General features: G+C 40.8%; 13 protein-coding genes and 1 pseudogene. 2 read left to right on the top strand and 12 right to left on the bottom strand.

Going from position 1 to position 15,040, the window contains the following annotated elements:
- Positions 1-155 precede the first annotated feature (155 nt).
- The 6 genes from MHI32_RS14610 to MHI32_RS14585 form a co-directional block, all read right to left on the bottom strand.
- Positions 156-1,064 (bottom strand): NAD(P)/FAD-dependent oxidoreductase, encoded by a 909-nt coding sequence (locus MHI32_RS14610; protein ID WP_076280663.1) that lies wholly within the window; start codon positions 1,062-1,064, stop codon positions 156-158.
- A 279-nt stretch (positions 1,065-1,343) separates the two neighbouring features.
- Positions 1,344-1,856 carry a DinB family protein gene (locus MHI32_RS14605; RefSeq protein ID WP_076125721.1) on the bottom strand — a complete coding sequence of 171 codons (513 nt, stop codon included), beginning with the start codon at positions 1,854-1,856 and terminating at the stop codon, positions 1,344-1,346.
- Between the two features lie 413 nt (positions 1,857-2,269).
- Entirely contained in the window at positions 2,270-2,815 is a 546-nt protein-coding gene (locus MHI32_RS14600) for a CueP family metal-binding protein (RefSeq protein ID WP_076217553.1), read from the bottom strand.
- Positions 2,816-3,027: 212 nt separating this feature from the next.
- The gene (locus tag MHI32_RS14595) at positions 3,028-3,894 is read right to left on the bottom strand and encodes an SDR family oxidoreductase (RefSeq protein ID WP_340012601.1); all 867 of its coding nucleotides are present in this window, start codon (positions 3,892-3,894) and stop codon (positions 3,028-3,030) included.
- A gap of 194 nt (positions 3,895-4,088) precedes the next feature.
- A complete protein-coding gene (locus MHI32_RS14590) occupies positions 4,089-5,840 on the bottom strand; it encodes a HAMP domain-containing sensor histidine kinase (protein ID WP_340012600.1) in 1,752 nt (583 codons plus the stop codon).
- Positions 5,837-6,592 (bottom strand): response regulator transcription factor, encoded by a 756-nt coding sequence (locus MHI32_RS14585; protein WP_036677929.1) that lies wholly within the window; start codon positions 6,590-6,592, stop codon positions 5,837-5,839. Before MHI32_RS14585 ends, MHI32_RS14590 begins: the two co-directional genes overlap by 4 nt.
- A 191-nt stretch (positions 6,593-6,783) precedes the next feature.
- Here MHI32_RS14585 and MHI32_RS14580 point away from each other — a divergent pair, with 191 nt between their 5' ends.
- A complete protein-coding gene (locus MHI32_RS14580) occupies positions 6,784-7,815 on the top strand; it encodes a M23 family metallopeptidase (protein ID WP_340012598.1) in 1,032 nt (343 codons plus the stop codon).
- 200 nt (positions 7,816-8,015) lie between these two features.
- Positions 8,016-8,882, top strand: a pseudogene (locus tag MHI32_RS14575) (deoxyribonuclease IV).
- Between the two features lie 44 nt (positions 8,883-8,926).
- On the opposite strand, the gene MHI32_RS14570 reads toward MHI32_RS14575, so the two are convergent.
- The 6 genes from MHI32_RS14570 to MHI32_RS14545 form a co-directional block, all read right to left on the bottom strand.
- A complete protein-coding gene (locus MHI32_RS14570; RefSeq protein WP_076302052.1) occupies positions 8,927-9,250 on the bottom strand; it encodes a hypothetical protein in 324 nt (107 codons plus the stop codon).
- A gap of 84 nt (positions 9,251-9,334) precedes the next feature.
- Positions 9,335-10,555, bottom strand: coding sequence for a GNAT family N-acetyltransferase (locus MHI32_RS14565; RefSeq protein WP_076280668.1), 1,221 nt, complete (start codon positions 10,553-10,555; stop codon positions 9,335-9,337).
- A gap of 94 nt (positions 10,556-10,649) precedes the next feature.
- On the bottom strand, positions 10,650-12,017 hold the full coding sequence (nhaC, locus tag MHI32_RS14560) for a Na+/H+ antiporter NhaC (protein ID WP_340012596.1): 1,368 nt from the start codon (positions 12,015-12,017) through the stop codon (positions 10,650-10,652).
- A 223-nt stretch (positions 12,018-12,240) separates the two neighbouring features.
- Complete coding sequence (locus MHI32_RS14555) at positions 12,241-12,867, bottom strand: HAD family hydrolase (RefSeq protein ID WP_076278432.1); 627 nt, start codon at positions 12,865-12,867, stop codon at positions 12,241-12,243.
- A gap of 58 nt (positions 12,868-12,925) precedes the next feature.
- A complete protein-coding gene (locus MHI32_RS14550) occupies positions 12,926-14,407 on the bottom strand; it encodes a DUF4179 domain-containing protein (protein WP_340012594.1) in 1,482 nt (493 codons plus the stop codon).
- A gap of 17 nt (positions 14,408-14,424) precedes the next feature.
- The gene (locus MHI32_RS14545; protein ID WP_076125874.1) at positions 14,425-14,922 is read right to left on the bottom strand and encodes an RNA polymerase sigma factor; all 498 of its coding nucleotides are present in this window, start codon (positions 14,920-14,922) and stop codon (positions 14,425-14,427) included.
- Positions 14,923-15,040: the final 118 nt, after the last annotated feature.

Genomic DNA, 15,040 nt, shown 5'->3' with positions numbered 1-15,040 from the left:
TAAAGAATAAAACAAACGAAATAAACCATTGTTGTTGTTTTATTCATCATGGGACGCAAGAATAATTACTACACTATACTTTTCAACTCCGATCATTAATTTGTAATTATGTTATCATGCATACTTATTATTTTCAACTTCCTACCCATAATTCGTTAAAAAAGTTCAAATTCTTCTTCTGTAAGATCCATATTTACACTCATAGCTGTCCGACTCCCGTCAGCCGCGGCAAACACTAACTGAGAAGGCATAAAATAAGAAACATCTCCAGCCGAATATAATCCTGGAATCGAGGTTCTCCCCGACCCATCCGTGCTAAACCCACCAGAATCATTCCGCTCTACAGTCAAATGATCTACCATTGATGCCGTTTGGATCAAATTCGGAGAAATAAACCCTCCCGTTCTTAAGATCTCAGTACCATCTGCAAAACGAACCGCCTGAAGTTGCCCGTCATGACCCATAAAAGAGGAAACTGTTTGTTCATTGACTACAACTCCCTTAGCCTCAAGACTTTTTTTCTGTTCATCTGAAAGGAATGTCTTGCCGTTCGTGCAGATAACCAAATCTTTACTCCAATTGAGCAGCATTTTAGCCATATGAAAAACATGTGGATTTTCGCAAACAACGACAAGGGGTTGATCTCGTAGTTCCCAGCCGTCACAATACGGGCAATTAAACAGACTTTTTCCGTATAATGGTCGTAAGCCCTCTATCTCAGGAAGGACCTCTTTTAACCCAGTCGCCAAAATCAATCTGCGAGCTTCAATGTGACGACCAAACGAATCATGTACCGCAAATCCAGAATCAATTTTGTTAATCAAAATAATCTCAGTCTGGATATGCTTAACAGACGGATAACGTAGTACCTCTTCATACGCAATGCGACGAAACTCGGCTGGTGTAACCCCGTCTCTTGTAATAAAACCATGTGATGCATGGGTAACAGCATTCCTTGGCTGATTATTATCAATTAAAGCTACTTTTCTTCTTGCCCTACCAAGAACAAGGGCTGCGTTCAAGCCTGCGGGTCCACCACCAACAATAATGCAATCGTAAATCATATGAATCATCTCCTATATGCAGATATTAAAGACTCTTTTTATCTATTATTAAACCAAAAAAATATTCGTTCCATCATAGACTTAATGAATCTATAATATCTCCAAATTAGCTAAAGTGTCAACCCAAACTTTCCGATCCTCCGTGAGTTTTATTTAGTGTAATACTAGAAAAAAGTAAATAAGCCCATTACCGTATGTTTGGAGGTAACTTAATACTCCAATATATCAGGTAAGAGCTATATGTTGAACTTACTTGGCAGTGCAGGGCTTCCTCACTTATCAACCTTCACCGTTTGCTAATTCTAAATCATCAGCCGAGGGTCCGTAAAGACCAGGTACCGGCACGTCAAGCAGCCGCAGATAAACTCCAAGCTGCGCCCGGTGGTGAACCATATGATTCAATCCGATGGTACGAAGCGCAGCTGCCCGTGTCTGACGACGGATGATCTGCTCCCCGTTCCGCAAGGTCCACTCCGCGCCGAGCATCTCCACATTGCTTGCAGTAATTAATTCCTCAATCTCACGAGCTTTCAGGTCGAACTCTTGTAGAACCGCGTCGGGACTCTCCAGTGCTTCTCGTCGATATGCCACAGATGCCAAATCAAACTCCGAGTAAAGTAGAATTGCAGATTGCCAGCTCAGAAGGTTAACGAGGTGTGTGGCCAGCCCACCCAGGCTCATTGACTTAGAGTGTGGTTTCCATGTCATATTCTCTTGAGGCAGCTTCTCCAGTATCCGACGTGTACCAGCCAGCTCTTGCAAAACATCCCCAATGATCAGCTCTTTAACCATTCAGCTCTCTCCTCTCTTCTGTAAAGCAATTTCTTTTGATCATTCGTGTGATACTTTTGATTTCTTTTCCCAAACACTTTCTAACTCTCCGCTAGATCGGACCGAGGTGCACTTATTTCGTAGATTTATAGCATTTCACCAGGTTATCGGACCCAGATGCAGTTATTTCCCTAAATACACTCCAATTCTGTGCCATTACAAGCCAATAAGAGCTATGCAGTCCGATAAGCTTGAAAAATGCAGCGAAAATCTAAAATAGCTGCAATGGAGTCCGATACGATGGACATTTGGCGAAAGTCCAATACAGAATACATCAGAAGAAAGATCAAATTGGATTATGAATAACGAATTCGACATCGCTTAAGAAACATCCTTCTGAGCATTCGCTTTCCAAGTCTTCTCCCTACAACTTTTTAGATACTTTCTGCCAATTGCATAGTTGTAACACATGTATTATCACTCTTAAAAGTGGAAAGCTCAGATTTTGCTGTTTTTCCGTCCTGCTCAATGGTTACGTTATATTGTTTGTCCCGGGGCAACCAAAGATCAATAAATCCGTTAGATAGCGATTTCATTTCTTGATCCACAATCACATTGCCTTCGCTGTCTTCGATATATACTTTAAACTCATCATCCGTTAATTCCCCTTGGCAGCCAGTCAAGCTATGTGTTGCGCAAGGATGCGTATTCTCCACATATGGAGCTATAGAAACAAAAAACTCATCTTTAGGCAAGTCGTAAGTTTTCTCTTTATTGTTACTATCGGTTACAATAAGTTGCTCAGAAGTGATAGACGCGGACAGGTTTTCCAGACTGCTTGAACTATATTCTTGCACTAATTGCTTAATGTCGGTTGTATCTTGTGCTGAAGGCGTATCCTTATCGATACCTCCCAATAACAAATACGCACCTAATGCAACAACCGCCACTCCCGATACCACCAAGATATTTCTTTTCATTTGTAATCATCTCCTTCGCTTATTCGCCAGATTATGTACTCACTCAAAGTATCTTCCATTTCTTTTAGTATAACTAGTTAAACTAAACTAACACAATTATGAACAAGGCAAAATAGTGAAAAGTTATGTATTTGATTCATCCTCTATCAACACAAAAAAAGCCCTCCTCACTGGTTTTTCAACCTCGAGGAAGCCTTTTATCTTTTATATTATTATGCTTGTAAATTACCGACCATAACACGAATGACATCCGCAAGAGGAGTAGCTGAACGTTTCAGCAGTTTCTCTAAATCGCTACTTTCAATATTAAGCCAACCTTCACGAATCCCACGTTGTATAGCTACAACTATTGGAAGCACAGCTTCTGGGACACCCACCTCCGACATGGTCTTGGCATAAGCCTCGTCGTCAACCTGGATTACTTTGATTTCTTTACCGATTACACTGCCTATGATCTCAGTCAATTCTTCTTGTGTTAAAGGGTTGCCAGACAATTCATACACTGTGTTCTCATGTCCGTCACCTGTCAGAACATTTGCTGCAGCTTCTGCATAATCTCCGCGTGTAGCCCAGCCAACTTTACCATTCCCTGCTGAAGTCACCCATGGGGCACCTGCTAGAGCACCTTGAATGGAGCCGATCTCATTCTCCAAATACCAGTTATTACGGAGGAAGCTGTAAGGAATGCCAGTTGCGCGAATAGCTTCTTCGGTGATGCGGTGAACTTCAGCAAGAAATAGCTCACTCTTGTCTGCTTGTCCTACACTTGTGTAGGCAATGAAGCCGACGCCTGCTTTTTCCGCAGCAGCAACAGCTGCTTTATGTTGACGAATCCGGGTTTCATTATCACCATCTGCAGATACAATTAATAATCGATCCACACCGGCAAATGCTGATTCCAGCGTCTCAGGTTGATCAAAATCACCATGACGGACTTCCACTCCACGTGCCTGAAGATCACTTGCTTTTTCTGGGTTCCGCACACTAACTACAAGATCACTTGCGGGTACAGTTTTAAGTAAAGCTTCTATCACCAATGATCCGAATTGACCTGTTGCTCCTGTTATTGCTATTTTCATTTTTACTTCCTCCTCAAATTAGGATGATAAATTTATTTTAACCACTACCTGTAACTATTGTAGTTACAATCAGTTTGGATGTCAACTTATTTATGATCCCAACTCTGGCTGGATAATAAACAGGAGAATTAAAAAATTATATTCAGAACAAAAAACCACCGTCATTTCCGTTAGGAAAAACGCTGGTTCTATGATTAGCTCCAACTCAACTTAATAATGGTTCCTTGTCCAGGGCTACTCTCAACAGCAATCCTGCCCTCCATACATTCGATTAATCCCTTGGAGATCGCCATGCCAAGGCCGGATCCGTTGGAGCTAGATACGGTGTCCGTTCCTCGATAATAACGTTCAAATAATCGGTTAAGTGTGACTTCATCCATTCCATCGCCATCATCGGAAAATTGAATAGTAAATCCACTGTCCAAATCATTCATAGTAAGCGAAACCGTTAAAATCGTATCCGAGGGGTTATGAAGTAAAGCATTCGCAGTCAAATTGTTCACAACCCGCTCTAGCCATGGAGTATACAATCGGGCTCTCACTTCGTTTGGTGCCGGCACAAATATAATTCGCTGCTTCCCGTATTCGGGATTTGCAGCAGCTTGATCAAGGGTTTGATGTAACCAAGAGTTCAATTCCACTTCCATCAGCTCTGGTGGCTTGATCCCTGTTTTTAGCCGATAGGTCATGGCAAGATCACTGATCAGCATGTCCATATGGGCTGATTTATCTAGCATCGTCCTTGTAAACTTGCGAACTTCCTCTTTCGACCAATCATAAGAAGGCTCCGCCAGTAAATGGGCATAACCAGTTATAGAAGATAAAGGAGTTTTTAAATCATGTGTAACACCTGCGATCCATTCTTCCCTCAAATTCTCTGTTTGTTGCCGCAACGTCTGATCTCTCTGCAAATTAGCAGATAATTTCTCTATGGAGACCATTACATCAGAAAAAACCCGGTATCTCCGCCTCCATATACCTACGTGTGTTCGACTACGACGATTTCCTTTACGGTCCAAAGGCTCTGTATATATGGCATTTCCAATAGAATCGAGCCATACAAGCATATGCAGCATTGGCGCTCCAAACCTATGAGCTTGCCATAAAGATAGCAATATAAATGCAAGCAATAAAGCCGCGAGCATTGCTAATGAGCCTTTAATGACAATTTTAACCTCTTCAGGTACCCATACCTTTTGTCCTGTATCTGCACCCTTTACGTTCGGTTGTCCAACGATCCATGTTTGGCCCGTTTGTTTATCAAAAGAAGATCGGACATGATAGCCGTAACGTTCACTGTAGAGAGTGCGTAGTGCTAGCTCTGGCACTGAGTACTTGGTGGGAATCATCTTTGGCCTATTATAGGAGAGCAGCTCCGTACCCGATGAATCGATGAGTTGAACAAAAGCCTGTGATGATTTAATTTCTCTTTCAATCGAATCAGGCAGAACCAGATCTCCATCTACTGCATCAAATGTACCTTCGCTCATTTTTTTTAACAGAGGATCTAGTATATTTGGCGCGCCATAAAGAAGCGTGAATTGTCTCCCATTTTTCTCTTGAATCCATACAGCCAGAGTATACGGAAAAGGCTGAGTCCCTGTCCAATAGGCGACTACTTCACCCGGTCCATATTGAATTGGGACATCTTTTGGAGTGTTGTAGGCACTTTCAACTTTTCCATTTTCATCGATATTTTGCAGCCAGCCCTTATTCTTCTTCACTTGCTCCAGCAAGCTCGGGGAAAATTGAATGCCCTTCTCATCGATTTTGGAGGATTCAACCAGTTGCTCTAAGCCAACATTAGCAAAATCACGCGTAATACTGATATCGAGAAAACGCAACAGCATCCAAGTAAACGTTACTGCTGCAATAGCGAGAACAACCATTCCCGTAATTGCTAGCTGTAGAACGAACCTTAACGTTAACCGACGTTTGATATTCATGGCATGGACAACTCCTGGCGGTCTACCTTCACCAGCTTATAACCAAGACCCCTAACGTTAACAATAAATTTTGGATCGGACGGGTCTGCTTCGATACGTTCTCTAATTCGATGAATATGAACCATGACCGTATTATCATCGCTCAGTGCTTCATCGCCCCATACTTTCTCATATAACTCACTTTTGCTGAAAATCTGATTGGGATGTTTGCATAAGAAGACCAGCAGTTGAAATACAAGTGCCGGACAAGCAACAGACTGACCCTCTACCAGGAGTTCTCCCGCTGTCTCATCTAGCTTAAACCTTCCGTAATCATATACATTTGCAGATTTATGGGGGACTATTTCTACACTCTTGCCAGTAGCCTGTTGGTTAGCAGAAGCAAAATATCTCCGCAGCTGTGCTCTTATACGAGCCACCACTTCAAGCGGGTTAAAGGGCTTGGTAATATAATCATCTCCGCCTATAGCAAATCCCGTTAATTTATCGAAATCAGACGTTCGAGCAGTCAGAAAAAGAATAGGGGCATCCGTCGTCTGACGGATAAAAGGGCAGATTTCGATACCACTTCGTCCGGGCAGCATTACATCCAGCACAATTAAATCATATTTTTTGGATTCACAGGCACTTACTGCTTCTTCACCTGTTTGCACTGTATCTATATTGACGTAGCCTTCCTTACGCAGCACTGTCTCCATAATGTCTAAAAGCGATACCTCATCATCAACCAATAAAATTGAAGCCTCATTCATATAAATTTTCCCTTTCACAATAGACGTTTTTAACATCATAGCATGATTTTTTTGGCTAGCAATCTTACTAATCTTAACGGAAGCTTAATTCGTATTCATTAAATAGCTAGTAAATTATGTAAGTGTTAATATAGAATTTCAGAAGAGCTAAGGATAGACTGCTACAATCGTAATACTGGGAGGCGATATATATGAACAAAAAACCTAAAAAAATCATTCATAAAGTTATTTTGAATACAAGAACTGCCTTGGCTGTAGGGTCACTGTCTTTATTAATGGCTGCCTGTGGAGGAGAGAATGCAGATGTGCCGACTACTGAAAAGGCGGAGCAGACAACAAGCCCGGCCACAGTTGCCATTCTGAGCGGATTTTCTCCAGATGAATTATCAAAGATTCTACTGGACGGGAAGTACAAGGAGTTGTATGCCCGCTTTAATCAGCCTTTAAAAGATGAAATAAGTGAAGCAGAATTAACAGAGACAGGAAAAGAATTCACTAAGGGTATCCATACATTGGAAAAGGCATCGACCATGCAGCTTAATGGATTTGATCGACGCACATGGGTTAGTGATGCTGGCAATAAGGGGCTTGTCGGGATGTTTGATCCGGATGGGAGGATTACATTAATTCAAGTTCAAGAGCTTACCCCTTCTCCTGAAACCGACAATGTACTAAGCAAACATGAATACGCACTGCCGTTTGAGGGAGATTGGTATGTATTTTGGGGTGGTGAAAATGTGCTTGTGAATTATCATTATGAGTTAGAAATCCAGCGGTACGCTTACGATTTTATACAAACCAAAAATAACTATTCCTATACAGGAGATCCACTAAAAAATGAAAGCTATTATGCCTTTGGCAAAAACATTCTCGCTCCAGCGGACGGCACCGTTGTATCGGTTGTGAATGACATTAAAGACAATGAGCCAGTTGGGGTCATGAATCCGAATCAAGCTACCGGAAATATCGTTGTCATTGATCATGGCGGGGAATATAGTCATTTGGCGCATCTCAAACAAGGGTCAGTTACTGTAAAACCGGGGGATAAAGTCGAAAAAGGTGAAGTTATTGGCTTAACAGGTAATTCTGGTAATACGAGCGAGGCCCATCTACACTTCCAAATCTCAGATGGAGCTGATCTATTCACTTCCCGGGCAATCAGAGTTAAATGGGAGCAAAATTTAAAACCAATTCAAGGTGAGACTATTTCCGCCGCTAATTAGCGCTAAATTCCGGGTCGCTAAGGTTGTCTCTCATAAATAATAAATCAGATGAGACAACCTTGATCTTCCCTAAAAAACATCCTACTTTCTTGTAATACCAATACATATAATCCGGGTAATTCACAAATAATAATAGACATATAGGATATATAGTGACTAAATATGGCTCTCTTTTCAGAGAAAAGGAAGTGTCAACCCCGATGTCTTTACTCCTAGGCTCTCATGTGTCTATGACCGGAACAAAAATGCTCCTTCGAGCTAGTGAAGAGGCAGCCTCTTATGGAGCGACCACCTTCCTTTTTTATACCGGAGCCCCACAAAATACACGCCGCAAACCCATTGAAGCTTTGAATATTGAAGCAGGACATGCTCATATGAGAGATAACGGTATTTCTAATATTATTGTACACGCTCCATTTATTGTTAACTTAGGAAATACACTTTCGGCACAGGTCTTTGAGCATAGTATAGAGTTTCTTCAATCAGAAATCATAAGAACAGAAGCTTTGGGTTCAACCCAAATCGTCCTACATCCTGGATCCCATGTTGGTGCTGGCTCTCAAGCTGGAATCTCTCGGATCGTGGAAGGCTTAAACGAAGTGCTAACAGATAAACGAAATGTTCAGGTTTCATTAGAAACTATGGCTGGAAAAGGTAGTGAATGTGGAGTCTCTTTTGAAGAACTTGCAGCTATTATTGATGGAGTGACCCATAATGAGCGCCTATCAATTTGTTTGGATACTTGCCATATCCATGATGCCGGTTAAGAAGATTTTGATGGCATATTGGATAAATTTGATCGATTGATCGGAATAGAGCGACTAAAGGTAATTCACGTCAATGATTCAAAGAATATTATGGGCTCACATAAAGACAGGCACGAAAATATAGGACACGGATATATCGGCCTTCAGGCGCTTCGATATGTGGTCCACCATCCTCAACTATCAACCATTCCCAAACTCCTAGAGACTCCCTCCATCGGTGAAAAGAAATATGTAAACGCACCCTATAAGCATGAGATTTCCTTGTTAAGGAGAGAAACAAATGAGCTGGTAAAAAAATAAAAACCGCCAATTACGCGGTTTTTCATCTGTGCAGCCATGATCGACTATCCTTTTGTGGAATCAATTGTAGTAGGTGCGGTTCCATTTAGCTGGAGTTTTTTTAACGAGTTTTTCTTTGCTGTTAATTCTTTGGAAAGATCAGCTTGCAGGCGATTCATGTTCTTAATTTCATCGTTAAGCTTTTTGATTCGCGTCATTTTACTGCTCAAATCTGTGTGAGACTTGCTAAATTTCATATCCTGTTCTAATTGATTAATTTTGAATTTGGATTTTTCTTTCTTGTTCTTCACGTTTTTGAGCTTGCTCTCTACCTCTATGATTTCTTGTTCTAACCTTTGGATCATTGGTTTGGTGAAATTAATCGCCATTCTTACACCCCATATCATTTAGTGTTGCCGAGAATCAATTCTACTATAAAAGAACAAAAAAGCACACTCATTAGAGTATGCTTTTTAAAAATAATCAGAGAAATAGGGATGTTCTGGCCTGATTAACCCTTCCAGGAATTGAACTGTAGCTTCATCTGCCTGGATCCGACCGATCCTAGCCAAATAGGTAGGTCGCTTATAGCCCATTAACATCGTGGTTAAAGTAGGAATGTCAATCAACAAGGAAGGGTTAGTCCCTCCTGCGTGCAAAACACCTGTTCCATCTTTATCCACATTAAGCGTAAATGTACCCCGGTTCCATTCCAGCATCGGATCACTCAAGGTGAAGATAAGGCAACCATCTTTATCCTGTTTTTTAAACGGATACTGTTCGATAAATAATTGCACATCCACTATCCGGGCCATAAAATAAGGAGCAATGGTTTCCTTGATGTCACCATCATCTAAAACGAAGGAAAGCGGCTCCCCTTTATAAATATCCCCTTTGACAAGAGTAATCATCGAAAAATGTGCACTTATAAAGTTCCATAATCCCACGCGAGCTTCTTCGTTAATATATACCATTTCTTTGATGTAAAAGATCTCCTCAGCAACCCAATACAACAAATACCCTGTGGGCAAATCTTCATTGTTATAGTAGATGCCCACTGTCATTTCATCCAGATCCCAGCGTAAATATTCTTCCCAAGCCAACTTATTTCGAAGCATAGCTCCATGATGCTGCATGGAGAACTGATCATATATCTCCTTGATATCTGGATGTTCAATAGTTACCCGCTCCACGTTCCCAGGAACTTTTTTAGTTTTCGGCAGCTGGGTATCCGGAACTTCAAATGAGATTTTATCGGTAATGATCTCCCAGCCTTTCCGCCTATAATACGGAATAGAATACGGAAATAGATAAGAAATTGATTGCTTGCGGCCCCGCATTTTAGTTAATGCATGCAACATCAGCTTATTCATTAAACCTAAATTAGCATATTCGGGATAGGTTCCAACGCCCGTCAGGCCACCCATCTCATAAATTCGCCCAAAAATATTTACTTGAAATGGGTATACTGCTAACTGTGAAATCAATTTATCACCATCAAACCAACCGACCACATCAGCATACTTTAGAACTGGCAGCTTCGCTTGGGTGATTTCACGATTTTCCCAACCAAAGATTTGTAAATCACGATTCGTCACTTGAAATACATAACGTAATAAATTATTAAATTGCTCTGCATGTTTAGTCTCGACATTTGCTAACCTGATTCTATCCTGCAACTTATTGCGACTCACTAGCAATACCCCCGCTGAATTCCCCAGATATAAATCAGAAATCACTCTTATTATTCTTTATATCCGTTCAATAAATACATTCTTTCAGAGAAGGTTAGCCTAACGAGTTCTTTTGCAGCTTCGGGATCAAAGCATACGCAAACGTGATGAATGGGCTTAACCACAGAAGGATGGCATAAGGTATATATTCAATTACCGGAACACCTAGTGTAGCAGCGAAAAAAGCACCGCTAACTCCCCAAGGAATTAAAGGATTAACAAGGGTTCCACAATCCTCTAACGTACGGGATAGTGTCTTTGCTGGAATGCCTCGGCGATTATATTCATCTTTGAACATTTGACCGGGCAACAAAATAGAAAGATACTGTTCACCAGTCATCCCATTAACCGCAATGGATGATGCACCGCTCATAAGCACGATACTGCTTTTACGTTTGAGGGGTTGAATGATTTTGCGAAAAAAAGCCTCTATGACACCACAATGTTGTATTAGTCCGCCTAATGATAAAGCAATCAAGATAAGTGAAATTGAACTCATCATTGATTGCATTCCACCTCGGTTAACGATAGAAGCAACGGTTTCATTGGCAATAGTACTTTCGTATCCATTCTGCATCACACTGAACCAGACACCGATTTCTGCCTGCTGCTGAATAATAGCGGTCACCAGAAGACCAGTGACAATGCCAACCATCAGTGTAGGAAGGATTGGGATTCGTTTGATTGAGCAAATAATAACGGCAAGTGGTGAGATCAACGTTAACCAGTGGATATGAAATCCATCTTGTAGAGCAAACTTAATCCCCTGAATCGACGATAAATCAATCGCATCGGCTTTTGGTGCGAACAAGAAAAAGACAGTAGTTATTATAAGCGCCGGAATCGTTGTGTACATCATATTACGAATATGTGTGAACAAGGATATACCTACCACTGCAGGTGCAAAATTCGTCGTATCAGATAAAGGTGACATTTTATCACCAAAACAAGCTCCGCAAATGATCGCTCCAGCAGCAAGTGTGGGAGAAATCCCTGTCGTCAAAGCAATACCCATCAATGCTACGCCGATCGTGCTAACGGTGGTGAATGAGCTTCCAGTAAACATAGAGACGACAATTGTGACATATAACGCGCTTACTGCAAAGTAGTTCGGATTAATATAATCCATACCATAAAATAAAAGTGTAGGCACCGTACCACTCATCATCCATACAGCGATCAATATTCCGATTAGCATGAGGATAAGAATGGGCATTATAGCTGTTTGGATGCCTTTAATGATAGCTGCCTCAATATCTTTCCATGACACGCCAAATAAACCCAATAAGACTGCTGTGCCAACTGTGGTTGCGAGAAGAGGGATATGAGGTTCTGCTTTCAATAGGAAAATAGATACAAAAAGAAGTGCGAAAATAAAAGCGATGATTATCATACTTTTTGAAAAACTAAGCTGACGGTCCATAACGATAGTGCTCCTTAACATTGTGATTGGGATAAAATTCGGAGATTGCGGTTCTTCCTTACTTTTAAGCTTTTAAGCTTTTAGGCTTTTGGGCAATGAAGCACAGAGGTAATATTAACGATAAGATAGAGAAGAGTCAATGTTAAGAACATACAATGAAGGTTTTTCCATTAAAAAAACAGAGGGCAAAATGCCGCTCTGCTATATATTCACCCTATTCACTTTACAATTGCAGCTTTAAAATATCCTGCGGAGTTTCAAATTTATATTTCGCGGGAATATGCTCATGCTGCTTGCATCCCCATAAAGCTAATCCAAAATCGACACCAGCATCTCTTGCACATTCATAATCATAAATCGTATCCCCTATGTAAATAGATGATTCAGGGTTTGCTTTTGATACTCTAATAAATTCTAGCAAGGGGTCTGGATGTGGCTTATGCTTTGCTGTATCTTCTGCGATAACGGTATATGATAAATATTTAGTTAAGCCAAATGGAACGAAATCGTCATTTAGCTCATCTCTTGTCTTGGAAGTCACAATTCCTTGAACGATCTCTTTTGACTGTAATGAACTCATTACATCTACAATTCCGTCAAAGATGTTAATAGTATCATAGAAATCTTTCATGAAAACATTCCATCTCTCATTACCTTCATGAATATCTTCGATCCCAAGTTGTGGTAAAGAAGCTGAACCGGGAATACCTAACACAAAATAGAGCTCTGACAATTCGTACTCTCTGTTGTGATCCACCTTTAACATCTTTTGCAGAGAACTCAAAACAGCGATTTCTGTATCAATTAAGGTTCCATCCACATCAAAGATTACAGTGTTATAATTACGCATAACTACCTCCTATAGGATTACAACTAATACAAGATTATTAATCGTTAAGCTTAATCTATTACTTAGTAAATAACTCTACGGCTTGCGTATCCATAATCGGATTGATATATTTCTCTAGCATAATCGTTAGGGGTTGAGGATAATCTTTCGCTCCCTTTCCAAAAGTATAACGCATTTCATCCACGGCTGTACCCTCCTTTGAAGTCATGTAACCACCGAAGTTTCCTGCCGAAGTTGTTTTGATTGCTCTTTTATGCACATTTCCTTCCGCATCAGTAAAAGTCTCAGCAAGTCTAGTGTAGTATTTTAAATATTCGGCATCAGTAATTGTATGCCGCAACAAGATCTCTCCTTCATCTGCATAATTCTCTTGCGTTGGAACAACAAGCTCAAGGCCACTTCCCGGTGCTTCAATGATTTGCTGCTTATTGAGATCGACAACAATTTTCATTTTATTCTTTTCCACTGCCGAGATACCAAAGGTTTTTAATGAAACGGTGTCTGGCTGACGGTTTAGACTGCTCTGGCTGTTCCTGAACACCAGCGTGAACTTGGAGTTGTCCGAATAGACTTCAGAATTGTCTGAGTTGACGATGTCGGGGTAAAATAATTTTTCGGTAGCTCCACCATTTGTATTAATCAGAACTGGATTAATCAATTGAAAAATTTGTTTATCATTGTTCAGATCATACTCCAAATCTACATAGGTACTAAGCGGTGTATATTGCACTAGATTCACTTTAATCTTTTGCCCGTCAACTGTCAGCGTTTTATCCGTTTTTAGAATTCTTTCCTGTGCTTTGAGCATATCAGGATTAAGTTCGAAAGCAACATCCAGATTAGTCCGGTACTTATTACTACTGGATTGTAGCGCCTTATCTGAAGTTTCAGTGAGAATGACATTATAGTTTACTTCCTTTGGATATTTAACCGTTGGTGAAAGACTAGTAGTGTATATAAAATCCTTAGACTGGCCTGGTTGAATTAGGTTATCGCTGGCAAGCATACTTAGTGCAGCACCTTTATGTAGATTCGACTCCTGTATGCCTTCATATTGAAGCGCAAAATTCGCATGTATAACTTCTTTGTCTGTATTGTTCTGAACACTGTATAGAATATACACCTTCCTTCCATCTGTTACTGCACCAGTTACATCCACTCGGTACCCCTTGTTTTCCGCGCTCTGACCCACCGGCATCACGAGATTCTGTTCCAGAGCACTAGCAAGCGCTGGTTCTAACCTTGAAAATGAACGATACGCTGCAAAATCATCTGTATTTTTAGGGCTGGCGGTTTGAACTGAAGGTTGAGCCACTTCCTTGGCCGGTAACCCGATTGAAGAGTATGTAAATAATAGGGCTGCGGCTGCAGCTGCGATCACTCCCAAACCTGCGGTATAAACGCGGCGTTTCTCACGTTTTTTTCCTTCCATAATTCCCTTTCGCATCGCGTTATAAATTTTCATTTCCTGTAAAGTTTCAGTATTCTGATTCATTTCATTAACATTTTTCTGCAAAATACGATCTTCTTTATCTGTCACTCCGTTCACCTCCCATATCACTTCAGCACATTACGAAGCTGTTTAAGTCCCTCACGTAACCAGGTTTTGATTGTACCTTCAGGTTTTTTTAGCACTTTTGCGATTTCGATTGTAGTCATGTCATTGTAATATTTAAGAAGTACCACATGCCGATATTTGGGCTTTAATCGGTTCAGAGCACGTTCCAGATCAATCCGGTCGTTACTTTTCATTTCCTGAGTTGCAACCTCTGCCAGCTTCTCCGTAGGAATCACTCGTTTTTTTCGTCGTAGTTCATCCATACAGCAATTGATCGTAATTCGAATCAACCAAGGTGTAAATGACTGTTCATCTTTAAGCTTCTTACGTTTCATCCAGGCTCGACATGAAGCCTCTTGTACAACTTCTAACGCGTCCGCTTCTGTCCGTAGATAACTATATGCGACGGTGTACATTTTCCGATGCTCCACATACAGGCGTTTAAAGAAAACTTCCTCATCCATTCGGGCAAAATCAACCATTCTGACCTCGTCCATCGTCCTATCCACCACTCACCACACCCCCTCTTTTTTTGTCAGTGTCGGTATTAGGATAAAGTCATCGTTCTGATGTTCTTATAAGTAAGACGGAGTTGAACGTAAAAACGATTGATTT

This window comes from Paenibacillus sp. FSL H7-0690, assembly GCF_037980415.1.
GTDB lineage: Bacteria > Bacillota > Bacilli > Paenibacillales > Paenibacillaceae > Paenibacillus_AQ > Paenibacillus_AQ odorifer.
The sequence above is the reverse complement of the archived record's forward strand: the minus strand, read 5'-3'. Positions and strand labels throughout refer to the sequence as shown.